Source organism: Klebsiella sp. GW_Kp182 (assembly GCF_040062275.1).
GTDB classification, from domain to species: domain Bacteria; phylum Pseudomonadota; class Gammaproteobacteria; order Enterobacterales; family Enterobacteriaceae; genus Klebsiella; species Klebsiella michiganensis.
The window spans coordinates 74,276-94,887 of record NZ_JBEAFQ010000005.1 but is presented as its reverse complement, the minus strand read 5'-3'; the positions used below and the strand labels follow the sequence as shown (position 1 = coordinate 94,887).

General features: G+C 60.3%; 25 protein-coding genes. 6 read left to right on the top strand and 19 right to left on the bottom strand.

The genetic code is table 11. From position 1 onward, the window contains the following. The first annotated feature begins 5 nt into the window (after window positions 1-5). On the top strand, window positions 6-542 hold the full coding sequence (gene hpt, locus ABLU88_RS07110; protein WP_014227950.1) for a hypoxanthine phosphoribosyltransferase: 537 nt from the start codon (window positions 6-8) through the stop codon (window positions 540-542). A gap of 51 nt (window positions 543-593) precedes the next feature. Here hpt and can read toward each other — a convergent pair whose 3' ends face one another. Next, the gene (gene can / locus ABLU88_RS07105) at window positions 594-1,256 is read right to left on the bottom strand and encodes a carbonate dehydratase (protein ID WP_004098666.1); all 663 of its coding nucleotides are present in this window, start codon (window positions 1,254-1,256) and stop codon (window positions 594-596) included. A gap of 107 nt (window positions 1,257-1,363) precedes the next feature. Here can and ABLU88_RS07100 point away from each other — a divergent pair, with 107 nt between their 5' ends. The 4 genes from ABLU88_RS07100 to ABLU88_RS07085 all read left to right on the top strand — a co-directional run bounded on the left by ABLU88_RS07100 (window position 1,364) and on the right by ABLU88_RS07085 (window position 4,930). Further along, window positions 1,364-2,290 carry an ABC transporter ATP-binding protein gene (locus ABLU88_RS07100; RefSeq protein ID WP_014227952.1) on the top strand — a complete coding sequence of 309 codons (927 nt, stop codon included), beginning with the start codon at window positions 1,364-1,366 and terminating at the stop codon, window positions 2,288-2,290. Further along, window positions 2,287-3,057: an ABC transporter permease gene (locus ABLU88_RS07095; protein WP_004098668.1), complete on the top strand. Its 771-nt coding sequence runs from the start codon at window positions 2,287-2,289 to the stop codon at window positions 3,055-3,057. Before ABLU88_RS07100 ends, ABLU88_RS07095 begins: the two co-directional genes overlap by 4 nt. Window positions 3,058-3,178: 121 nt before the next feature. Then, entirely contained in the window at window positions 3,179-3,619 is a 441-nt protein-coding gene (locus tag ABLU88_RS07090; protein WP_025106511.1) for a PTS sugar transporter subunit IIA, read from the top strand. A gap of 57 nt (window positions 3,620-3,676) precedes the next feature. Continuing rightward, entirely contained in the window at window positions 3,677-4,930 is a 1,254-nt protein-coding gene (locus ABLU88_RS07085) for a polysaccharide deacetylase family protein (protein ID WP_348836274.1), read from the top strand. Between the two features lies 1 nt (window position 4,931). Here ABLU88_RS07085 and panD read toward each other — a convergent pair whose 3' ends face one another. From panD to thpR, 9 genes are all read right to left on the bottom strand, one after another. Further along, a complete protein-coding gene (panD, locus tag ABLU88_RS07080) occupies window positions 4,932-5,312 on the bottom strand; it encodes an aspartate 1-decarboxylase (protein WP_004098675.1) in 381 nt (126 codons plus the stop codon). Between the two features lie 93 nt (window positions 5,313-5,405). Beyond that, window positions 5,406-6,260 carry a pantoate--beta-alanine ligase gene (gene panC / locus ABLU88_RS07075; protein WP_025106513.1) on the bottom strand — a complete coding sequence of 285 codons (855 nt, stop codon included), beginning with the start codon at window positions 6,258-6,260 and terminating at the stop codon, window positions 5,406-5,408. A gap of 11 nt (window positions 6,261-6,271) precedes the next feature. After that, on the bottom strand, window positions 6,272-7,063 hold the full coding sequence (gene panB / locus ABLU88_RS07070; protein ID WP_098067367.1) for a 3-methyl-2-oxobutanoate hydroxymethyltransferase: 792 nt from the start codon (window positions 7,061-7,063) through the stop codon (window positions 6,272-6,274). A 119-nt stretch (window positions 7,064-7,182) separates the two neighbouring features. Next, entirely contained in the window at window positions 7,183-7,662 is a 480-nt protein-coding gene (folK, locus tag ABLU88_RS07065; protein ID WP_025106514.1) for a 2-amino-4-hydroxy-6-hydroxymethyldihydropteridine diphosphokinase, read from the bottom strand. Continuing rightward, on the bottom strand, window positions 7,659-9,056 hold the full coding sequence (gene pcnB / locus ABLU88_RS07060) for a polynucleotide adenylyltransferase PcnB (RefSeq protein WP_072065680.1): 1,398 nt from the start codon (window positions 9,054-9,056) through the stop codon (window positions 7,659-7,661). Before pcnB ends, folK begins: the two co-directional genes overlap by 4 nt. A 51-nt stretch (window positions 9,057-9,107) precedes the next feature. Further along, complete coding sequence (gene gluQRS, locus ABLU88_RS07055; RefSeq protein WP_014837424.1) at window positions 9,108-9,989, bottom strand: tRNA glutamyl-Q(34) synthetase GluQRS; 882 nt, start codon at window positions 9,987-9,989, stop codon at window positions 9,108-9,110. 60 nt (window positions 9,990-10,049) lie between these two features. Continuing rightward, window positions 10,050-10,505, bottom strand: coding sequence for an RNA polymerase-binding protein DksA (gene dksA / locus ABLU88_RS07050; protein WP_004098689.1), 456 nt, complete (start codon window positions 10,503-10,505; stop codon window positions 10,050-10,052). 164 nt (window positions 10,506-10,669) lie between these two features. Beyond that, window positions 10,670-11,386, bottom strand: a complete 717-nt coding sequence (gene sfsA / locus ABLU88_RS07045; RefSeq protein WP_004098690.1) for a DNA/RNA nuclease SfsA — start codon at window positions 11,384-11,386, stop codon at window positions 10,670-10,672. Continuing rightward, complete coding sequence (thpR, locus tag ABLU88_RS07040) at window positions 11,386-11,922, bottom strand: RNA 2',3'-cyclic phosphodiesterase (protein ID WP_154919922.1); 537 nt, start codon at window positions 11,920-11,922, stop codon at window positions 11,386-11,388. Before thpR ends, sfsA begins: the two co-directional genes overlap by 1 nt. 72 nt (window positions 11,923-11,994) lie before the next feature. Between thpR and hrpB the strand changes: the two genes are divergently transcribed. Then, a complete protein-coding gene (hrpB, locus tag ABLU88_RS07035) occupies window positions 11,995-14,424 on the top strand; it encodes an ATP-dependent helicase HrpB (protein ID WP_348836254.1) in 2,430 nt (809 codons plus the stop codon). A gap of 97 nt (window positions 14,425-14,521) precedes the next feature. Here hrpB and ABLU88_RS07030 read toward each other — a convergent pair whose 3' ends face one another. From ABLU88_RS07030 to gspG, 9 genes are read right to left on the bottom strand one after another with little or no spacing between them, the layout of a single operon-like run. Further along, the gene (locus ABLU88_RS07030; RefSeq protein WP_181251226.1) at window positions 14,522-15,319 is read right to left on the bottom strand and encodes an A24 family peptidase; all 798 of its coding nucleotides are present in this window, start codon (window positions 15,317-15,319) and stop codon (window positions 14,522-14,524) included. A 2-nt stretch (window positions 15,320-15,321) separates the two neighbouring features. Beyond that, entirely contained in the window at window positions 15,322-16,080 is a 759-nt protein-coding gene (locus ABLU88_RS07025; RefSeq protein WP_348836253.1) for a type II secretion system protein N, read from the bottom strand. Next, window positions 16,070-16,555, bottom strand: coding sequence for a type II secretion system protein M (locus ABLU88_RS07020; protein ID WP_032694397.1), 486 nt, complete (start codon window positions 16,553-16,555; stop codon window positions 16,070-16,072). The genes ABLU88_RS07025 and ABLU88_RS07020 overlap by 11 nt, the downstream gene beginning before the upstream one ends. Continuing rightward, window positions 16,548-17,741: a type II secretion system protein GspL gene (gspL, locus tag ABLU88_RS07015; protein ID WP_348836252.1), complete on the bottom strand. Its 1,194-nt coding sequence runs from the start codon at window positions 17,739-17,741 to the stop codon at window positions 16,548-16,550. Before gspL ends, ABLU88_RS07020 begins: the two co-directional genes overlap by 8 nt. Next, entirely contained in the window at window positions 17,734-18,714 is a 981-nt protein-coding gene (gene gspK / locus ABLU88_RS07010; RefSeq protein WP_025107364.1) for a type II secretion system minor pseudopilin GspK, read from the bottom strand. Before gspK ends, gspL begins: the two co-directional genes overlap by 8 nt. Then, window positions 18,711-19,307, bottom strand: a complete 597-nt coding sequence (gene gspJ / locus ABLU88_RS07005; RefSeq protein ID WP_348836251.1) for a type II secretion system minor pseudopilin GspJ — start codon at window positions 19,305-19,307, stop codon at window positions 18,711-18,713. The genes gspK and gspJ overlap by 4 nt, the downstream gene beginning before the upstream one ends. After that, window positions 19,304-19,669 carry a type II secretion system minor pseudopilin GspI gene (gene gspI / locus ABLU88_RS07000; protein ID WP_048262356.1) on the bottom strand — a complete coding sequence of 122 codons (366 nt, stop codon included), beginning with the start codon at window positions 19,667-19,669 and terminating at the stop codon, window positions 19,304-19,306. Before gspI ends, gspJ begins: the two co-directional genes overlap by 4 nt. Beyond that, on the bottom strand, window positions 19,666-20,178 hold the full coding sequence (gspH, locus tag ABLU88_RS06995; protein WP_046877779.1) for a type II secretion system minor pseudopilin GspH: 513 nt from the start codon (window positions 20,176-20,178) through the stop codon (window positions 19,666-19,668). Before gspH ends, gspI begins: the two co-directional genes overlap by 4 nt. Beyond that, window positions 20,178-20,600: a type II secretion system major pseudopilin GspG gene (gene gspG / locus ABLU88_RS06990; protein ID WP_004098709.1), complete on the bottom strand. Its 423-nt coding sequence runs from the start codon at window positions 20,598-20,600 to the stop codon at window positions 20,178-20,180. Before gspG ends, gspH begins: the two co-directional genes overlap by 1 nt. Between the last annotated feature and the right edge of the window lie 12 nt (window positions 20,601-20,612).

The window sequence follows — 20,612 nt, the reverse complement described above, 5'->3', positions numbered from 1 at the left end:
GTTTTATGAAACATACTGTAGAAGTGATGATCCCGGAAACTGAGATCAAAGCCCGTATCGCTGAGCTCGGTCGTCAAATTAATGAACATTACAAAGATAGCGGCAGCGAAATGGTGCTGGTGGGGCTATTACGCGGTTCATTTATGTTTATGGCCGACCTGTGCCGTGAGGTTCAGGTACCCCATGAAGTGGATTTCATGACCGCCTCGAGCTACGGCAGCGGCATGTCCACCACCCGTGACGTCAAAATCCTCAAAGACCTGGATGAAGATATCCGCGGTAAAGATGTGCTGATCGTGGAAGACATCATCGACTCTGGCAATACGCTGTCAAAAGTGCGTGAAATCCTCAGCCTGCGTGAACCAAAATCGCTGGCGATTTGTACGCTGCTCGATAAGCCAAGCCGCCGCGAAGTGAAGGTGCCGGTTGAGTTTGTCGGTTTTGCGATCCCGGACGAGTTCGTGGTGGGGTACGGTATCGACTATGCTCAGCGCTATCGCCACCTGCCGTATATCGGCAAAGTGACGCTGCTGGACGAGTAACGCGGAGTGTCTATCCCGGCTTATCCGGGATAGTTAAGAGGGGCGCGTGAATTATCTGTGATTGACGTGCTTGCTTTTAAGGTTGGAAATGCCCTGGCGATAGCGCTGCTCCAGCGTTTCGCGGCTGACGGCGGTCACGTCCAGATCGCGTAACATGCCATCGTGAATGCCATAGGCCCAGCCGTGAATTGTCACCTTCTGTCCACGCTTCCACGCCGACTGCATAATCGTTGAATGGCCAAGGTTGTAAACCTGCTCCATCACATTCAATTCACACAGCGTATCAAGGCGGCGCTCTTCGGGCATTTCCCCCAGCAGCGAGCTGTGCTTAAACCAGATATCGCGAATATGCAGCAGCCAGTTGTCGATAAGGCCAAGCTCGGTATTTTCAATCGCCGCCTGCACGCCGCCGCAGCCGTAGTGGCCGCAGATGATGATGTGTTCAACTTCCAGTACGTCGACCGCGTACTGCACGACGGAAAGACAGTTCAGATCGGTATGAATCACCAGGTTGGCGACGTTACGGTGTACAAACAGCTCGCCAGGTTCCAGGCCGGTCAAACGTTCAGCGGGGACGCGGCTATCTGAACATCCAATCCACAGAAAGCGCGGCTTCTGCGCCTGTGCCAGTTTCTCAAAGAAACCGGGGTCTTCCTCCACCAGCATTTTTGACCATAGTGCATTGTTGCTGATGAGTGTATCTATATCGTTCATGGATGTTTACGGGCCTGTAACCAAGTAAGTGCGTTGCGCTAATATAGGTTAACCTCACATTTTTTAAAACAACCCATCGCGTGTCACGACACGAGAAGAGACATTTAATGACCATTGCTCTGGAACTAAAACAGCTTAAAAAAACCTACCCCGGCGGGGTTCAGGCGCTGCGCGGAATCGATCTGCAGGTTGAGGCGGGCGATTTTTACGCGCTCCTGGGGCCAAACGGCGCGGGAAAATCCACCACTATCGGCATTATCAGTTCGCTGGTGAATAAAACCTCCGGCGAGGTCAACGTGTTTGGCTATGACCTGCAAAAGGATGTGGTGAACGCCAAGCGCCAGCTCGGCCTGGTGCCGCAGGAGTTCAACTTTAACCCGTTCGAAACCGTGCAGCAGATTGTGATTCACCAGGCGGGCTACTACGGCGTCGAGCGCAAAGAAGCGATCGCCCGTAGCGAAAAGTACCTTAAACAGCTCGATCTTTGGGAAAAACGCAACGAACGCGCGCGGATGCTCTCCGGCGGCATGAAGCGCCGCCTGATGATTGCCCGCGCGTTGATGCACGAGCCGAAGTTGCTGATTCTTGATGAGCCCACGGCGGGGGTGGATATCGAGCTGCGTCGTTCGATGTGGGGCTTCCTGAAAGATCTCAACGATAAAGGCACGACGATTATCCTCACTACCCACTATCTGGAAGAGGCCGAGATGCTGTGTCGCAATATTGGCATTATTCAGAACGGTGAGCTGGTGGAAAACACCTCGATGAAGGCGCTGCTTTCCAAACTGAAATCGGAAACCTTTATTCTCGATCTGGCACCTAAGAGTCCATTACCGGTACTGGAAGGTTATCAGTATCGTCTGGTTGATACGTCGACGCTGGAGGTTGAGGTACTGCGTGAGCAGGGGATTAACAGCGTATTTACTCAGTTAAGCGCGCAGGGCGTACAGGTATTAAGTATGCGTAACAAAGCTAACCGTCTGGAAGAGCTGTTTGTCACGCTGGTCCATGACCGGAAAGGAGAATCAGCATGATGCAGCTTTATTGGGTCGCGCTGAAAAGCATCTGGACCAAAGAGATCCACCGCTTTATGCGTATCTGGATCCAGACGCTGGTGCCGCCGGTCATAACCATGACCCTCTACTTTGTTATTTTCGGCAATCTGATCGGCTCGCGCATCGGTGAAATGCACGGTTTCACCTATATGCAGTTTATCGTGCCGGGCCTGATTATGATGGCGGTGATCACCAACGCCTACGCCAACGTGGCGTCCTCCTTCTTCAGCGCGAAATTTCAGCGCAATATTGAAGAACTGCTGGTCGCGCCGGTTCCCACCCACGTGGTTATCGCCGGCTATGTGGGCGGCGGCGTTGCCCGCGGTCTGTGCGTCGGGATTCTGGTGACGGCGATTTCGCTGTTTTTCGTACCGTTCCAGGTTCACTCATGGATATTCGTCGCCCTGACCCTGGTGCTGACCGCCGTGCTATTTTCGCTGGCCGGTCTGCTGAATGCGGTGTTTGCCAAAACCTTTGACGATATCAGCCTTATTCCGACCTTCGTGCTGACGCCGCTGACCTATCTCGGCGGGGTTTTTTATTCGCTGACCCTGCTGCCGCCGTTCTGGCAAGGGCTGTCGCATCTGAACCCGATCGTCTACATGATCAGCGGTTTCCGCTACGGTTTCCTCGGCATTAACGATGTTCCGCTCGCCACCACCTTCGGCGTGCTGGTGGTGTTTATCGTCGCGTTTTATCTCTTGTGCTGGTATCTGATCCAGCGCGGACGCGGGCTTCGCAGCTAATTTAGCCAACCACGGCGCTTCGCTGCCCCGTTCAGCGAAGCGCCGGCAAACAATTTTGATTGTCATCACCGATATTCATCTCTTCCCTTGCTACATTGTTTGCCTGCTAAGGAGGTGGGCGATGTTAGGTTGGGTGATTACCTGTCATGACGAACTGGCGCAGGAGATGCTGGATCGTCTGGAGAAAAAGTTTGGGCCGCTGACGCAGTGTCGGGCGGTCAACTACTGGCGTAATCTCAGCAGCAATATGCTGAGCCGCATGATGTGCGACGCGCTGCACGAGACGGACGGCGGAGACGGGGTCATTTTTCTGACCGATAAAACCGGCGCGGCGCCTTATCGCGTGGCGGCGCTGCTGAGCCATAAGCACACCCACTGTGAAGTGATTTCCGGGATCGACTATCCATTACTGGAAAGCATGTATTTGCTGCGCCAGAACCTGAGCAGCGAAGCCTTCCGGCACGCCATTGTCAGCGCCGGAGGCCCGGCGGTGAGCAGCCTCTGGCATCAGCAGCAAAAAAATCCGCCGTTTCGACTACTGCATGAGCCGTACGGGAATTAAGCGTTGGTATTGATGAGGCTTTTGTTACAATGACGGCAGTTCTTGTCTACCGGCTCGATGCGCATGTTTGCCCGAATTCTTGCTTTACTCCTCCTGTTCACGGCGCTAAGCGCCTCTGCCAGCCTGTTAAGCCAGCAGGGTGTGCCGGCACGTTATATGCAAACGACCGAAGATGCGGATATCTGGGCGCAGGTTGGCAATCAGGTGGTGAGCGTCGGCAACGTGCGGGCAGGGCAAATTCTGGCGGTAGTACCGACGGCGGCGGATTACTATGAGTTTAATTTTGGCTTTGCGACCGGCTTTATCGATAAAGGCCACCTGGGGCCGGTACAGGGTAAGCAGCGGGTGGAGGATAGCCTTGGCGATCTGCATAAGCCTCTAAGCAACCAAAATCTCATTACCTGGAAAGATACGCCAATCTATGATGCCCCCGCCGTGGGCAGCGTGCCATTTGGCACCCTGGCGAATAATTTGCGTTATCCGATTATCAGCAAACTCAAAGATCGGCTTAATCAAACCTGGTTTCAGATTCGTATCGGCAACCGCCTGGCGTGGGTGAGCAGTCTGGATGCGCAAGAAGATAACGGCATCCCAGTACTGACTTATCACCATATCCTGCGTGATGAAGAAAATACCCGCTTTCGCCATACCTCAACGACGACTTCCGTGCGCGCCTTCAGCAATCAGATGACCTGGCTACGCGACCAGGGCTACATCACGCTCAGCATGTATCAACTGGAAGGCTATCTGCGTAATAAAGTGAATCTTCCGGCGCGTGCGGTGGCGATCACCTTTGACGATGGGCTGAAGTCGGTCAACCGCTATGCCTACCCGATTCTCAAACAGTATGGCTTTCACGCCACGGCGTTTATTATCTCGTCGCGCATCAAGCGCCATCCGCAGAAATGGGCACCGAAATCGCTGCAGTTTATGAGTATTTCCGAGCTAAAACAGATCCAGGACGTCTTTGACGTGCAGTCGCATACCCACTTCCTGCATCGGGTTGATGCTGAACGTCATCCGATCCTCCTCAGCCGCAGCTATCACAATATTCTGTTTGATTTTGCGCATTCGCGGCGGGCGCTGGCGCAGTTTAACCCCCACGTACTGTATCTCTCTTATCCGTTTGGCGGCTATAACGCTAAGGCGGTCCAGGCCGCCAACGACGCCGGTTTTCATCTGGCGGTGACCACGGTGAGGGGGAAGGTAAAGCCGGGCGATAATCCGTTCTTGTTGAAAAGGCTGTATATATTAAGAACGGATTCGCTGGAGACAATGTCGCGGCTGATAAGCAACCAGCCGCAGGGGTAGATCAGGCAACCTGCACCGGAATAGCTTTGGCCTGGCGCTTCATTTCGTTTTCGCCTTCGAAATAGGCCACTTTCGGCTGCCAGGTGCGGGCTTCTTCGTCAGGCATGGTGACGAAGCTGGCGATAATCAGAATATCGCCGACGCTTGCACAGTGTGCCGCCGCGCCGTTCACGGAGATAATTCGCGAACCGCGCTCCGCGGCGATGGCGTAGGTGGAGAAACGATTACCGTTGGTCACATTCCAGATATGAATAGCCTCGTTTTCAAGGATGCCGGACGCATCCAGGAAATCCTGATCAATAGCGCAGGAGCCTTCATAGTGCAGGTCGGCCTGCGTGACTTTTACGCGGTGGAGTTTGCCCTGCAGCATATTACGAATCATAACGTCTACCTTTAAAGCTTAACGATAACAAAGCGGACGTGACGCCCGCCTTGAGGAAATTCCAGGCAGTATTGCCCGATTTTTAACCCGTGTCTACCGAACGAGCGCCACTATCTGGTTGTCGATCAAACGCGCTTCGCCGAGCCATGCCGCCATCAGGATCACCGCGCGCTGGCTGTTTTCCGTCAGGTCGAGCAGCGTGTCGGCATCGCGGATCTGGATATCATCGGCGCGGAAGCCTTTTTCGTTCAGCTCCTGCGCGGCAATCGCGATAATCTCGTCAAGATTGCGCTCGCCGGCCGCCAGCTTCTCCGCCGCGCCATTCATCACCTTATACAGCCCCGGCGCAACTTTGCGCTGGTCTGCGCTGAGATAGCCGTTGCGCGAACTGAGCGCCAGCCCATCTTTCGCGCGCATAATCGGCACGCCGATAATCTCGATGTCGTAGCCCATATCGGCCACCATTTTGCGGATCAGCGCCAGCTGCTGGAAGTCTTTTTCGCCGAAGCAGGCGACGTCCGGCTGGATCAGGTTGAACAGCTTGCTGACGATAGTGGAAACGCCGCGGAAGTGGCCTGGACGACTGGCGCCCTCGAGCATCGTCGACAGCCCCGGAACATCCACGTAAGTCTGATTTTCGAGGCCGTGCGAATAGATTTCCGCCGCGGCAGGGGCAAAGACAAAATCGACCTTACGCTTGTTCAGCTTTTCGCAATCGTCCTGCAGGGTACGCGGATAGCGCGCCAGATCCTCGGCGCGGTCGAACTGCATAGGGTTGACGAAGATACTGGCCACCACCACATCCGCGCTGGCTTTGGCGGTATCAACCAGCTTCATATGACCATCGTGCAGGTTGCCCATGGTGGGAACCAGCGCAATGCGCTTGCCTTCCTGGCGTAAACGACGGATATGCTGGCGCAGCAGCGGCAGGGTTTCAATAATCAGCACAACAACACTCCTTAATGGAAACTGTGTTCTTCGCCCGGATAGACGCCGGACTCCACTTCGGCAACATATTGCCGTACCGCGGCGCGCATGTCGCCCGCTGTGCTCAGGAAATTTTTGGCAAATTTGGGAATATGGCCGCCGGTGATGCCGAATGCGTCATGCATGACGAGGATTTGCCCGTCGGTGACGTTGCCCGCGCCGATGCCGATCACCGGGATGGTTAACGCCTCGGTGACGCGTTTCGCCAGCTCGACCGGTACGCACTCCAGCACCAGCAGCTGTGCGCCCGCCGCTTCTAGCGCCAGCGCGTCATCCAGCAGAACTTGTCCGGCATCGCCGCGGCCCTGAATTTTATAGCCGCCGAAGACGTTCACCGACTGGGGCGTCAGACCGAGGTGCCCGCACACCGGCACCGCGCGCTCGGCAAGCATTTTCACGGTGTCCGCCAGCCATGCGCCGCCCTCGATTTTGACCATATTGGCTCCCGCGCGCATCACGATGGCGGCGTTCTCGAAGGTCTGTTCCGGCGTGGCGTAAGCCATAAACGGCAGATCGGCGAGCAGCAGGCAGTTGGGCGCTCCGCGGCGCACCGCGCGCGCGTGATAGGCAATGTCTTCTACGGTCACCGGCAGGGTGGAGTCGTGGCCCTGCACCGTCATGCCCAGCGAATCGCCGACCAGCATCACGTTGATACCCTCATCGGCAAACAGCTTTGCAAAGCTGTAGTCGTAGGCGGTGATAGTGGCGAAGCGTTTCTTCTCCTGTTTGCATTTCTGCAGCAGGGCGATAGTGGTCGGTTTCATAACGTTTCCTGATGATGAAAGTCATTTTAACCGGCATTCTAGCAGCCGCATTCAGGGGGGCAATGGTTTTAGGCAACCGATTACCACGATCGCCGTAATTGCTAAAAAATGAAGGGGTATTACCAGCTCGCGGGTTTTTCCGCGCCGAGATTGGCCAGCACGTCGCGCAATGCCAAACCGTCGGGGAAACATAGCTCAGGCGCAATTTCAAACAGCGGCCACAGCATAAAGCCGCGGTTTTGCATATCGTAGTGCGGCACGGTCAGGCGCGGGGTGTTAATCACCTCATTGCCGAACAGCATGATGTCGAGGTCCAGCGTGCGCGGTCCCCAGCGTTCAGCTTTACGCGTGCGGCCCTGCTGCAGCTCAATGCGCTGAGTGTGGTCGAGCAGCGCCTCTGGGGCGAGAGACGTCTCCAGCGCCACGGCGGCGTTGAGGTAGTCAGGCTGATCCTGCGGCCCCAGCGGCGGCGTACGGTAGAAAGAGGAAACGCTTATCACCCGGCTGTCCGGTATCTCCGCCAGCGCGTTAACGGCAGCGTTGACCTGCTCCAGCGGCGAGGCCAGATTGCTGCCGATAGCGATATAAGCGAGCGTCATGCGCTGCCTTCGCGGCGCGGCGCGCGTTTACGCGGACGACGGTGGCGGCGGCGCGGAGCCGGATCGTCGCCTAAATCATCCAGCATATCTTTCTGATCCGGCGGCGCGGCGACCTGGAACTCGCCCCACCATTTGGTCAGACGCTGCAGTTCGCTGCTGTTTTCGGCGCCGGCGCGCAGCTCCAGCAGATCGTAGGCGGCGCGGAATTTGGGATGCTCCATCAGCTTCCACGCGCGTTTGCCCTGACGGCGGGACATCCGCAGCTGAAGCTGCCAGATATCGCGCACCAGAGTAGTGATGCGTTTCGGGATCGCCAGCGTGCGGCAGGCTTCGTCCAGCACGTCGTTCATCGCCAGCGCGAAGGCGTCGTAGTAGGCCAGCCCGCTTTCCTGGGCGATTTTCTGCGCCGTTTCCAGCAGCGGATACCAGAACATTACCGCGAACAGGAACGCCGGGTTAACGCGCATATCGTTGCGAATGCGGTTATCGGTATTCTTCAGCACCTGGCTGATGATGCGCTCCATCGGACTATCGCCGCGCTCGGTGAAGTAGCGGGTAATGGTCGGGAACAGCGGCTGGAACAGATTATATTCGCGCAGCAGGAGATAGGTTTGATAGCCGTCGCCGGCCTGCAGCAGCTTTAACACCTCTTCAAACAGGCGCGCCGGCGGCACATCGTGCAGCAGCGTCGCCAGGCGTGGGATCGGCTCGGCGGTCTCTTCGCTGATGCTCATGCCGAGCTTCGCCGCAAAACGCACCGCGCGCAGCATGCGCACCGGATCTTCGCGATAGCGGGTTTCCGGATCGCCGATCAGCCGGATGACGCCATCCTGCAGATCTTTCATGCCGCCGACGTAGTCGCGGACGGTGAAATCCGCCACGCTGTAATAGAGGCTGTTGATGGTAAAGTCGCGACGCTGGGCGTCTTCTTCAATCGAACCGAAGATGTTGTCGCGCAGCAGCATGCCGTTCTGGCCGCGCTGGGAGGTGACGCGATCGGTGGTGTGGCCTTCATGGTGGCCGCGGAAGGTCGCGACTTCGATAATTTCCGGCCCGAACATTACGTGCGCCAGGCGGAAGCGACGGCCGACCAGACGGCAGTTGCGGAACAGCTTACGCACCTGCTCCGGCGTGGCGTTGGTGGTGACGTCAAAATCTTTGGGTTTTTTGCCCAGCAGCAGATCGCGTACGCCGCCGCCGACCAGCCACGATTCGTAGCCCGCCTTATTGAGTCTGTACATGACCTTGAGGGCATTTTCACTGATATCTTTGCGGGAAATTGCATGCTGCTCGCGCGGGATAACCGTCATATGTAGTTGTTCGACGGCGGCTTCTGCCTCGCGCTCTTCACGGCTTAGCACCTTACGGCAAAAATTAGCGACTCGGGTAAAAATGGTACACCTCGTAGTGTCAGACGGACTTCAGGACAAAAAAATAGCGGCTAATCATAGCTCAGCAGAACGCATTTGAGAATGCTGGATTTGCTCCGGCCGCCAGTTCGCTACCGCGTACTTGAGTAAATCCTCAATGCTCAGCGTCTGCCATTCCTGAATGACATCCTGATTAAGAAACGTTAGCGCCCGCACAATTTCCGGGCGCGGATCGCCTGTAGATAACGCCGGAGCGTGGTTTTGCTTCGACAGTTTATTGCCCTGCGCGTTGAGGGCCAGCGGCAAATGGATATAGTCCGGCGCCTGCCAGCCAAAATGCTGATAGAGCGAAATTTGCCGCACCGTCGGCTCGATAAGATCGGCGCCGCGGACGATTTCGCTGACGCCCTGAAAATGATCGTCCACCACCACCGCCAGATTATAGGCGAACAGCCCATCGCGACGGTGGATAATAAAATCTTCACGCGCCAGAGGCTCGTCGGCGACGATCGTACCGCGCAACTGGTCATAAAATTCAAGGACCGGACGCGTTTGCCGCAGGCGCAGAGCGGCGTTTTCCGCGCCGAGGCGTAAATCCCGGCAGTGGCCGTCGTAAAGGCCGCCAATAGCGTGGATACGCGCGCGGGTGCAGGTGCAGTAGTAGCAGAGGCCCTGCTCGCGTAGCCAGGCCAGGCGCTCACGATAGGCTTCGTGGCGTTTTGACTGCCAGAGTACCTCTCCGTCCCAGTGCAGGCCGAAGTGCTCTAACTGACGAAGAATAGTCTCGGCGGCGCCGGGGACTTCACGCGGCGGATCGATATCTTCAATGCGCACACGCCAGATACCGTTCTGTGCCCGAGCCTGCAGATAGCTGCCAAGCGCGGCAATCAATGAGCCGAAGTGGAGTTCGCCGGAAGGTGAGGGGGCAAAGCGCCCGATGTAGTGGGAATCTGTCATCGTATGACTAAAGCATCAGGGCGGGAGAAAGCTCCCGCCAGAGATGCGTCAGCGAAGTGATTAGCCTGCCATCTGTTTTTCGCGAATTTCCGCCAGCGTTTTGCAATCAATGCACAGGTCGGCGGTCGGACGCGCTTCCAGACGACGGATACCAATCTCAACGCCACAGGATTCACAGAAGCCGAAATCTTCGTCTTCGACTTTTTTCAGCGTTTTCTCGATCTTTTTGATCAGTTTACGTTCGCGGTCGCGGTTACGCAGCTCCAGGCTGAACTCTTCTTCCTGAGCGGCACGGTCTACCGGATCCGGGAAGTTAGCAGCTTCATCCTGCATATGCGTTACGGTGCGATCCACTTCATCCCTAAGTTGATTACGCCACGCTTCAAGAATGCGCTTGAAGTGCGCCAGCTGGGCTTCGTTCATATACTCTTCGCCCGGCTTCACTTGGTACGGCTCCACCCCAGCGATGGAGAGAATACTCAGGGACGATGTTTTACGGTTTTGCCCTTCTTGCATGTTGCTTCTCCTTAACACGCACTATCGATCCCCGTGTTGGGGGAAAAATCAGGCCGCTATAAATAGCAGATGCTTTTCCGGATAGCAATTATCTAAACGTTACACTTGACAACCCTGTGAGGAAAAGCGTATTTGCGCTCGCGACCCGAATACTATTTAGCCGTTTATTTACCGGGGGTTAACACCACGGTAATCGGCTTATTCAGAGTCATCATCTCGGTAGAAAGTTCCGCCTTGTAGGCGAGAATTTCCACCCCCTTGTTTTGCGCCTCAATCAATAGCTGTGCGTATCTGGCATCAATATGATGCGCGGGTGAGAAACGGTCTATCGCCGAGTGCAGCACGGCGAACAAAATCACCGCCCGATCGCCCGCTGCCGCCACGCTCATCAGCTCCCGCAGGTGCTTCTGACCGCGTGCGGTAACCGCATCGGGGAAGTAACCGTATTCCTTTTCCGCCAACGTAACCGATTTCACTTCAATATAGCAGTTTTGTTGGTCATCTGCTTGTAACAGAATATCAATGCGGCTGCTTTCATCACCATACTTCACTTCGCTTTTCAGCGTGTTATAGCCCAAAAGCTCGGGAATATTTCCTGCCAGAATCGCCTCTTTTGCCAACGTGTTAGCACGTAGAGTATTAACACAAATTGTCGCGCCCTCTACGGTTTCAGTTAATTCCCACGTGTGGGCATATTTGCGCTTAGGATTATCTGAGGTGGAATACCAGACGGTATCCCCCGGCGCGGCGCAGCCGGTCATGGCGCCGGTGTTGGGGCAGTGCAGGGTCAGCTCGCGGCCGTCGGGGGTGACCACGTCGGCGAGAAACCGTTTGTAACGTTTAACCAGGGTGGCGGACTGCAGGGGAGGAGTGAACAGCATCAGCTTTCCTTGTCGAAGGGATAACGTTCCAGCGCCTGATAGCGGGTACGCCCGCGGCTAAAGCTGGATTCGTAGAGCACAAATTCGTTGACCGCAAACGCCCAGCTAAATCCGGGCGGCGGAATCGGCACCGCGTGGCGCGCGTCGCGCAGCAGGGTGATATGCGGATGAAACGGCTGCGGGCTCTGATAGCAGCCGCTGCGGGCGGCCTGGGCGCGCAGCATATTCGCTAATTGCAGCACTCCGCGCGGCGGCTGACGGGTGCCCAGCCACACTACCCGCGAACGCAGCCACTGCCCGGCATCGTCAAGCGTCAGGGTAAAGCCCGGCTGGCGGATCCGTCCGGCCATCGCTGACAGCGCCCGCTGCTTGTCCGCGCTCACCTCGCCAAGAAACGCCAGCGTCAGATGGAGGTTAGCCGCCACCACCGGTCGACCCGCATCGCCGGGAAAGCTGGCGGCGCGCCAGTGCACGATCTGCTGCTGAACGTCCCCGGGAAGTTCAATGGCGAAAAACAGCCTTTTCGGCTCGGACATGATAGAGACTCGGTAATGAATTACCGGGATGCTACAATGCTTGCCCGCAAATGTTAACCTCCGGAGCGTTTCGTGTCCTCATTGCCGGTTGCCGCCGTCCTCCCTGAACTTCTCTCTGCCCTGCAGCATGCGCCGCAGGTTCTGCTTAATGCGCCAACTGGCGCCGGGAAATCCACCTGGCTGCCGCTGCAAATCCTCGCCGAAGGTAACATCAACGGACGCATAATCCTGCTGGAGCCGCGGCGGCTGGCCGCGCGTAACGTGGCGCAGCGGCTGGCGGAACTGCTGGGAGAGAAGCCCGGCGAGACCGTGGGCTATCGCATGCGCGCGGAGACCTGCGTCGGGCCGAACACGCGCCTCGAAGTGGTGACGGAGGGCATTTTAACGCGGATGATCCAGCGCGATCCGGAGCTGAGCGGCGTGGGGCTGGCGATCCTCGATGAATTCCACGAACGCAGCCTGCAGGCGGATCTGGCGCTGGCGCTGCTGCTCGACGTTCAGCAGGGGCTGCGCGACGATCTTAAACTGCTGATTATGTCGGCGACGCTGGACAATGAACGCCTGCAGCGTCTGCTGCCGGAGGCGCCGGTTATCGTTTCCGAAGGGCGCGCGTTTCCGGTTGAGCGGCGTTTTCTGCCGCTGCCGGCCCATCAGCGCTTTGACGAGGCGGTGGCGGTGGCCGCCGCGGAGCTGCTGCGCAGCGAAAATGGCTCAATGCTGCTGTTTCTGCCCGGGGTGGGAGAGATTCAGCGCGTTCAGGAGCGGCTGGCGGAGCGGGTGGCGAGCGATGTGATCCTTTGCCCCCTGTACGGCGCGCTGCCGCTGAGCGAGCAGCGTAAGGCGATACTGCCCGCGCCCGCCGGGATGCGCAAAGTGGTGCTGGCGACCAATATCGCCGAGACCAGTCTGACCATCGAGGGGATTCGGCTGGTGGTGGATAGCGCCCAGGAGCGCGTCGCCCGCTTTGACGCCCGCACCGGGCTCACTCGCCTGGTGACGCAGCGCATCAGCCAGGCCTCAATGACCCAGCGCGCCGGACGCGCCGGGCGTCTGGAACCGGGGATCTGCCTGCATCTGCTGGCTAAAGAGCAGGCCGAGCGCGCGGCGGCGCAGGGCGACCCGGAAATTCTGCAAAGCGATCTGTCGTCGCTGCTGCTGGAGCTGCTGCAGTGGGGATGCCAGGACCCGGCCCAGCTCAGCTGGCTGGATCTGCCGCCTGCGACCAACCTGGCGGCGGCCCGGCGTCTGCTCACCGACCTTTCTGCGCTGAAAGGCGAGCGGCTGTCGGCGCACGGGCGCAAAATGGCGGCGTTGGGCAACGATCCGCGCCTGGCGGCGATGCTGACCGCGGCGGAGGATACCGATAGCGCCGCCACGGCGGCTAAACTGGCGGCGATCCTTGAAGAGCCGCCGCGCGGCGGCAATAGCGATCTTAGCGCGGCGTTTGCCCGTCAGCAGGGTAACTGGCAGCAGCGGGCGCAGCAGCTGATGAAAAGGCTGGCGGTTCGCGGCGGTCAGCCCGACGCCGACAGCATCGCGGCGCTGCTGGCCTCCGCTTTTGCCGACCGTATCGCTCATCGTCGCGGCCAGGAGGGGCGCTACCAGCTGGCTAACGGGATGGGGGCGATGCTCGACGCCGACGATGCGCTGGGCCGCCACGAATGGTTGATTGCGCCGCTGCTGCTGCAGGGAAGCGCATCGCCGGACGCGCGGATCCTGCTGGCGCTGCCGGTCGATATTCACGCGTTGATTGAGCAGTGTCCGGCCCTGGCCCGGCGTTCCGATATCGTCGAGTGGGATGAGGCGTTAGGAACGCTGAAGGCCTGGCGGCGCACCTGTATCGGACGCCTGGTGATTAAGACCCAGCCGCTGGCGAAGCCGTCGGAGGAGGGGCTGCACCAGGCGATGCTCAACGGGATCCGCGAGAAGGGACTGAGCGTGCTCAGCTGGACGCCGGAGGCGGAGCAGCTGCGTCTGCGGCTACACTGTGCGGCGCGGTGGCTGCCGGAGGAGGCGTGGCCGGCCGTTGACGAGGCGTCGCTGCTGGCCTCGCTTGAACAGTGGCTGCTGCCGCAGATGGCGGGCGTCCATTCGCTGCGCGCCCTGAAGGCGCTGGACGTGCGTCAGGCGCTGCAAAACTGGCTGCCGTGGCCGCTGCGCCAGAAGCTGGACAGCGAGCTGCCCACGCACTATACGGTGCCGACCGGTAGCCGCATCGCGATTCGTTATCACGATGAAAACCCGCCGGCGCTGGCGGTGCGGATGCAGGAGATGTTTGGCGAAGCGACCACTCCGACTATCGCCCAGGGGCGCGTGCCGCTGGTGCTGGAGCTGCTTTCACCGGCGCAGCGCCCGCTGCAGATCACCCGCGATTTAGGCGCCTTCTGGCAGGGGAGCTACCGCGAGGTGCAAAAAGAGATGAAAGGGCGCTATCCCAAGCACGTCTGGCCCGACGATCCGGCCAATACCGCCCCGACCCGGCGCACCAAAAAGTATTCGTAGCCGGAGAGTTCCCGGGTTGCGGCGTAAACGCCTTACCCGGGCTACCGGACCAGCACCGCCCGTAGCCCTGCTAAGCGCAGCGCGAGCAGGGGATGTTTTATACCTGGCTCCACAAAAAGATGCCGCCGCCCGCCAGCGCCAGCCAGGGGCCGAAGGCCAGAGGTTGTTCGAGTGAACGACGGGTTACCAGGCGCTGCAGCAGCGTCCAGACCAGACCGCTGGCGGAAGCCAGCAGCAGCGTCTGCGGCAGCGGCTGCCAGCCGAGCCACGCGCCGAGCGCTGCCAGCAGCTTGAAATCGCCGTAGCCCAGCGCCTCTTTACCGGTCAGCAGACGGAACACCCAGTACACCGACCACAGCGACAAATACCCGACCATCGCGCCAATGACCGCCTCCGCCAGCGGCGCGAAGGTATCGGAAAGATTGAACAGCAGCCCGGCCCACAGCAGCGGCAGCGTCAGCCTGTCAGGCAGCAGCTGCGTTTGCGCGTCGATGGCGGCGAGGATCAGCAGTACGGACACGAAAATTAGCCCGCCCAGCAGCGGCATGCCCGGAGCCATCAGGTACCCCGCGAGTACAAACAGCGCGCCGGTCGTCAGCTCCATCAGGGGATAGCGACGCGAGATCGGCTGCCCGCAGCAGCGCGCGCGCCCCCTGAGCCATAAAAAGCTCAGCAGCGGGATATTGTCCCGCCAGGCGATAGGCTGACGGCACTGCGGGCAGAACGACGCGGGGAGGCAGAGATTCACCCCCTCTGCGCGTTCCATCATCAGCGGTAAACGATGGATAACGACGTTAAAAAAGCTGCCGAACGCCAGTCCGGACAGGAATAAAAAGCCGCCCCAGATTGACGGGTATTGCGCGGCGAACTCGGGGAACAGCGCGATATTTTCCATCTCTATTTTTTCTCCCCGGAGCGCCACTGCCCCTGCCACTGCCACGGCGTGCGCCCCTGCTCATCTCTGCGGCCGTTTTGCGCGAGCAGCAGCGTCAGCAGCGCCGGAGCCGTCTGGCGGGTCTGCAGCGTACCGTTAAACGTATAGCGCCCGTTGGGCGTCAGAACGCCCTGTCCTGCGAGACTAAGCTGACGGGAGTCCTGGGTCAGGGCGACAGCCAGCGCGCCCGCCGGGGTACAGCTTAGTTTGCCGTTGACCTGGGCCAGTTCGAGCGACCCGGCGGGGGAGCTGAGCGCCGCGTCCCGCCACTGCACGGTGCTGGCGGTCATCTGTCGGCAACCGCCGGCGTTAAAGCGGGCCTCGGGCAGCGTCAGCACAACCTGACCGCGGGCCTCCAGCGGTATGCCGGATGCTAACCGCTGGCCGATCGTCCGGGCCGGCGCCGCGAGTCGTCCCTCGCGCACCACAACGTCGTTCAGACCGTGCAGCCAGGCCTGGCCGCGCAGGCCGGAGGGGTCGTTAAACGCGATATGCCAGCCGGGAAGCCACGACGAAAAGCCAAACTCCCAGCGTAAATGGGCGATGTCAAAACCGAGCCAGCTGGCCTGACGGGCTTCTCCTTGCCACAGGGTGCCCGTGGTTTCGCCGAGCCGCGCGCCGTCCGGTAGCGCCAGAGTAAGCAGCCGCGCCGGCGCGCTAAACAGCAGCCAGAAGAGATAGACCGCCGCCAGCAGCAGGGCGATAGTGAGTTTATTTTTCATCGCTGCGCTCCAGCACCAGCGTATTAATCGTCACCCAACCGGGCTGCTGCGCCACGGCGGTCACCGCCAGGGTGGCGGTGGTCATCCCCGCCTGCCCCAGCGCGTCCAGCCATGCCATCAGCGCCTGGAAATCGGCGGGCTGCACGGTAAGGCTCAGGCGGGAGCCCTGCGGCTGCAGGCGAACGATAGCGATACCGTGGCGGCCGGCTTCGCGCATAATCACCGTCGAGGGTTCTTCCGGCGCGGCAGAAGGTTTCCGCTGGTTAAGCTGCTGGAGAAGCGGGGTCTGCTGGCGCATCCACCGCAGGCTGGACTGCTCCCTGGCCAGCGTTTGCCGCCACTGCGCCTCGCGATTTTGCCAGGGCTGCCAGAAGGCGTAATAAATCAGGCCGATAATCAGCATGACGCCCATCCCCAGCAGCAGATGCCGTTCGCGGCGCGTACGCTGTTGCCATAAGGCGAGCAGGTTATCCATCGTTCCCCTCCAGCGTCAGACGCCCTTCAATACCGTCGGCGCGCGGCTTCATCTCGCCGGTCTGCACGCGAAACCCCGCCCGCGCCCGCTGGCTGAACTGCGCCAGGGCCTGCGATGAAACGGCGGATATCTCCAGCTGCAGCGCGTTGCGCCCGGCATCATAGCTCAGGGTGCGCAGGCGAATGCCCGGCGTTTCAGCGATGATTTGCTGTAGGGCGCCGAGCCGTGAGATGAGCGCTGGCCGGGCGCTCACGCTTTCCAGACGGCGCAGATGCTGCTGCATTTGCAGGCGTGGATTGACGAGATTTTTTTCCGCTTTGAACCACTGGCGGTAAAAATCACGGCTGGCCTGCACGGCGGCGTCGGCCTGACGCGCCAGGGCGAGATGGTCGTGGAGGCGATTTCCGCTCCACAGCAGCAGTAGCGCCAGGGTTGCGACAATCGCCGGCCGCCAGCGTCGGGGCGTCGGCGGCCGGCGTTTCGCGGCAAAATTGCCCTGGCGTAAGCAGATTTTGCGCGCCTGCGGGTTGCTCGCCGCCAGCGCCAGCAAATCCTGCGCCGGGCGAGGCTGCCACGGCGCGGCGATATCCGGCGGCGGCGAGTAGCAGGCGATGGGCGCGATATGGGGCCAGTGGGCCAGCAGTTCGCCGAGCCATGGGGTTTCCACCGCCATACCGCTGCACGTCTCGCAGCGAAACAGCCACTGTTCGCCGCAGCGTACGGCGCTCCAGCCGGTCGGGTTCTGCGGCAGGGTAAGGGCATCCGGCGTCAGGGCCAGCACGTTCAGTCCGAGCCCCTCGCACCAGGCCTGCCATGCGCGCATCTTCTCCCGCCCGACCACCGCCACGGCACAGTCGCTTTTATCCCGATGGATCAGGGCAAAATGGCTCTCTTCGATCTCCGTTGCCAGCTGTTCTTCGAGTAAAAACGCCAGCGCCTGCTGCGCATTTCGGCGCGCGCCGGCGGGCAGGGTAACGCGATGAAACGCGCAGTCGCTGGCGGGCACCAGCACCCAGGCCGGATGACGCTGCGCCAGCAGGCTGAGCGTCGGGTCGCCAGCGTCAGGATGCCACTCGCCAGTCTGCGCCGCGTCGCCCGGCGCGGCCAGCCGCCATATCGCCGTCGCGGCATCGGGATTGAGGCGAATAATCAGCACGGCGGCGGAAAAAGTATGGTGGTTATTCATCGGCTACCCAATAGATTCCGTAGCGCCGCTGGACGACGCTGAAGGTTCGCCCCTGCTTTTGCAGGAGACTGCGTTGCTGATAGCGGGCGCTGCCCATCACCACGCTGAATGTGGCGATAAAGCGCTCGCTGTGCACCGCCAGCCACGGACGCGCGGCGGCGGTATCGGTTTTTTGTAATAGCGGCTGCGACAGGAAGGCGGCGACGCTGCTCCAGCCGGTGGCCGCGCGGGCCTGCAGCAGCTGCCGGGCTTCGGCGAGGGTGAGTTCAGCGGGGAAGAGCGCCGCCAGCAGCGCGGCCTGAGCGGGCTGCAGGGTATTGACGTTTACCTGCAGCGTCTCGTCCGCCAGGGCGCAGACGTAGGGCAGCAGACGCTGATAGAGCGCGGCGTCCATCCCGGCCAGCAGACGCAGTTCGCTGACGTCCTGCAGCGGCTGATTGCCGGTCAGATAACCGGGGGATTGCGCCATATAGACTTCGTCTTCCGCGCCGTTCAGCAGCGCCTGGCGATCGCTATCCACCCAGTCGCGCAGGGCGGCGGTCAGCTGTAAGGCGCGCAGCGGCTCGCTGCCGAGGTTCTCCAGCAGTCGGGTAAAAACCTGCGCGGGATAAGGGATTTCAACGCTTTCGTCGCCGCTGAGCTGGTTAATGGCGTTGAGGTTGAAGCAGGCCTGAGCGTCGGTAATCGTGGCGTAGATCTCGCCATCATTGACCGCAAAGCGGCGCCCCTGCTGGGCCCAGTTCTGCGCCAGATGGGTCTGGTTCGGCGAGTCGAGCGCGTCGCGTTGCAGCAGCGCCGCCGCCAGGGTTTCCGCCCCCAGCGCGTACCATTTAGCCTGCAGGTTATCGAGGGTAGTGGCGGTTTGCTGATACATCCGCGCGCTGCGTTCGGTCATGGCGCTCGCCAGCACCATCATCAGAGCGAGGATCAGCAGCACCATAAGCAGGGCGACGCCGCGCTGGCGGGTATTCATTGGCTGCCTCCCGACGTAAGCAGAAACAGCCGGCGGATCTCGCCGGACTGCTCCAGCGTCAGGGTGACTTCCAGCCCCTGCGGCAGCGTCTGCGTCTGCTGCCATTCATCCTGCCAGCGGCCGCTGGCGTAAAAGCGCAGGCGAAACGCCTGGACGCCGCGCTGCATAACGGTCACCGTGGGCAGACTACCGGGCAGCGGGTCCTGCTGGTCGTAGCTCAGACGCTCCAGCCGATCCCCGCGCAGGCGGTAGCTGACGTTCTGAATTTCCGAGCGCGGCAGGATCCCCAAAGGATTGGGCCAGCCGTTGCGGCTAAAGGCGATCGCCCAGTCGTCGCTGCCGAGCTGAAAACGTCCGGCAAAAAAGAGGCCCGCGCTGTCGCGGCTGCGGCGGGGAATGATTTGGCTAAAGTCCGCTGCCATCTGGCTGAACGTTAGCTGTAACGCCTGCATGCGCCCGCCCTTATCGCGGGTGAGCGTATCGGCGCGCATCACGTTTTGCAGCACCGTGACCGCAGCGACGCTGAGCGCGGCGAGGATAGCCAGCGCCAGCAGCATTTCGACGAGGGTAAATCCGCGAGCGCGCTGGATCATGGCGGCGTCACGTAGGTGCGCAGCGAAGAGACGGGCATTTTATCGCTTTTGGCGCGGCGGACTTCAACGTCCAGCGCCCGCAGCTGCGGCAGGTCGGTCTCCACCCCCTGCCAGCGAATGTGCCAGCTGACGCCCGCCGCCTGCACCATAGTTTCCGACCAGCTCAGCGCGGGCCAGCGATTTTCCAGCCGGAGCTGCACCAGCTGATTATCCGCCAGCCAGCCGGCCAGGGTTTTCTCCTCCATACGACCCAGCTGGCGGGTTTGCTGGAGCGTGGCCTGCATCACCGCCAGCCCGGCGAGGGCGAAGACCGCCAGGGCGACCATCACTTCAATCAGCGTCATACCGGCCTGCTTTTTCATGGCGTCTCCTGCGGTTCGGGCAGGCTTTCGCCGCGCGCATTAAACGCGATACCCGGTCCCTCGCCGACGGTCAGCCGGAACGGCGTCATCTCACCGCCGGGAAAGATCAGCACATCGGGATTGTCGCCCGGCGTCCAGGCCTCGCCCTGCGGAAAAGTGAGATGCAGCGTGTTCCCGGCGACGCTGCCCGAGGTGGCGACGCGTCCGGCGCGCAGGGGGAGCCAGCGATAGCCGTTCCAGTCGTCGCCGGCCGGGGGCGGGTCGTTGCTTTCGCGGGGCTGTAAGACCAGAAACTGCCAGCGATCGGGATGCACCGAGGCGCCAAAAAACTGGCCGGTTTGCAGCCCTCGCTGCTGGACAAAGCGCAGCTGCGCCTCAAAGCGCGCCAGCGCCTGCGCCGCGCTATCGTCGCGCGAGGCGGGGAAGGCCAGCATCACCATGCCCGCGCTGACGCCGATCAGCAGCAAAATGAGCATCATCTCCAGCAACGTAAAGCCGCGCTGTCGCACTATTTCTTCCCGATTGTCCAGTTGCCGATATCGTCATTGCTCTCCGGTACGCCGTCCGGCCCGAGGCTGAAAATATCCACCTGTCCGTGCTGGCCGGGGCTCAGTAGCTGGTAATCGCTGCCCCAGGGATCCTGCGGCAGACGGCGAATATAGCCGCCTTCAGGATAGTTGCGCGCGTGCGGCTCGGCCGATGGCGCGCTGACCAGCGCCTGCAGCCCCTGCTCGGTGGTGGGATAGCGGCTGTTATCCAGTTTGTACATGTCCAGCGCCCCCTCGAGCGCCACAAGATCGCTGACCACTTTTTGCCGGTCGGCCTTTTCCTTGTTGCCCATCAGGTTGGGCACCACGAGGCTGGCGAGCACGCCGAGGATAACAATCACCACCATGATTTCCAGTAAGGTGAATCCGCGCTGTCGTTGCATATTTTTCTCCAT

What these genes read in the sequence shown, in the direction of transcription:
- hpt (WP_014227950.1), top strand. Translation starts at nt 6, where the DNA reads ATGAAACATACTGTAGAAGTGATGATCCCGGAAACTGAGATCAAAGCC.
- can (WP_004098666.1), bottom strand. Translation starts at nt 1,256, where the DNA reads ATGAACGATATAGATACACTCATCAGCAACAATGCACTATGGTCAAAA.
- ABLU88_RS07100 (WP_014227952.1), top strand. Translation starts at nt 1,364, where the DNA reads ATGACCATTGCTCTGGAACTAAAACAGCTTAAAAAAACCTACCCCGGC.
- ABLU88_RS07095 (WP_004098668.1), top strand. Translation starts at nt 2,287, where the DNA reads ATGATGCAGCTTTATTGGGTCGCGCTGAAAAGCATCTGGACCAAAGAG.
- ABLU88_RS07090 (WP_025106511.1), top strand. Translation starts at nt 3,179, where the DNA reads ATGTTAGGTTGGGTGATTACCTGTCATGACGAACTGGCGCAGGAGATG.
- ABLU88_RS07085 (WP_348836274.1), top strand. Translation starts at nt 3,677, where the DNA reads ATGCGCATGTTTGCCCGAATTCTTGCTTTACTCCTCCTGTTCACGGCG.
- panD (WP_004098675.1), bottom strand. Translation starts at nt 5,312, where the DNA reads ATGATTCGTAATATGCTGCAGGGCAAACTCCACCGCGTAAAAGTCACG.
- panB (WP_098067367.1), bottom strand. Translation starts at nt 7,063, where the DNA reads ATGAAACCGACCACTATCGCCCTGCTGCAGAAATGCAAACAGGAGAAG.
- folK (WP_025106514.1), bottom strand. Translation starts at nt 7,662, where the DNA reads ATGACGCTCGCTTATATCGCTATCGGCAGCAATCTGGCCTCGCCGCTG.
- gluQRS (WP_014837424.1), bottom strand. Translation starts at nt 9,989, where the DNA reads ATGACAGATTCCCACTACATCGGGCGCTTTGCCCCCTCACCTTCCGGC.
- dksA (WP_004098689.1), bottom strand. Translation starts at nt 10,505, where the DNA reads ATGCAAGAAGGGCAAAACCGTAAAACATCGTCCCTGAGTATTCTCTCC.
- sfsA (WP_004098690.1), bottom strand. Translation starts at nt 11,386, where the DNA reads ATGCTGTTCACTCCTCCCCTGCAGTCCGCCACCCTGGTTAAACGTTAC.
- thpR (WP_154919922.1), bottom strand. Translation starts at nt 11,922, where the DNA reads ATGTCCGAGCCGAAAAGGCTGTTTTTCGCCATTGAACTTCCCGGGGAC.
- ABLU88_RS07030 (WP_181251226.1), bottom strand. Translation starts at nt 15,319, where the DNA reads ATGGAAAATATCGCGCTGTTCCCCGAGTTCGCCGCGCAATACCCGTCA.
- ABLU88_RS07025 (WP_348836253.1), bottom strand. Translation starts at nt 16,080, where the DNA reads ATGAAAAATAAACTCACTATCGCCCTGCTGCTGGCGGCGGTCTATCTC.
- ABLU88_RS07020 (WP_032694397.1), bottom strand. Translation starts at nt 16,555, where the DNA reads ATGGATAACCTGCTCGCCTTATGGCAACAGCGTACGCGCCGCGAACGG.
- gspL (WP_348836252.1), bottom strand. Translation starts at nt 17,741, where the DNA reads ATGAATAACCACCATACTTTTTCCGCCGCCGTGCTGATTATTCGCCTC.
- gspK (WP_025107364.1), bottom strand. Translation starts at nt 18,714, where the DNA reads ATGAATACCCGCCAGCGCGGCGTCGCCCTGCTTATGGTGCTGCTGATC.
- gspJ (WP_348836251.1), bottom strand. Translation starts at nt 19,307, where the DNA reads ATGATCCAGCGCGCTCGCGGATTTACCCTCGTCGAAATGCTGCTGGCG.
- gspI (WP_048262356.1), bottom strand. Translation starts at nt 19,669, where the DNA reads ATGAAAAAGCAGGCCGGTATGACGCTGATTGAAGTGATGGTCGCCCTG.
- gspG (WP_004098709.1), bottom strand. Translation starts at nt 20,600, where the DNA reads ATGCAACGACAGCGCGGATTCACCTTACTGGAAATCATGGTGGTGATT.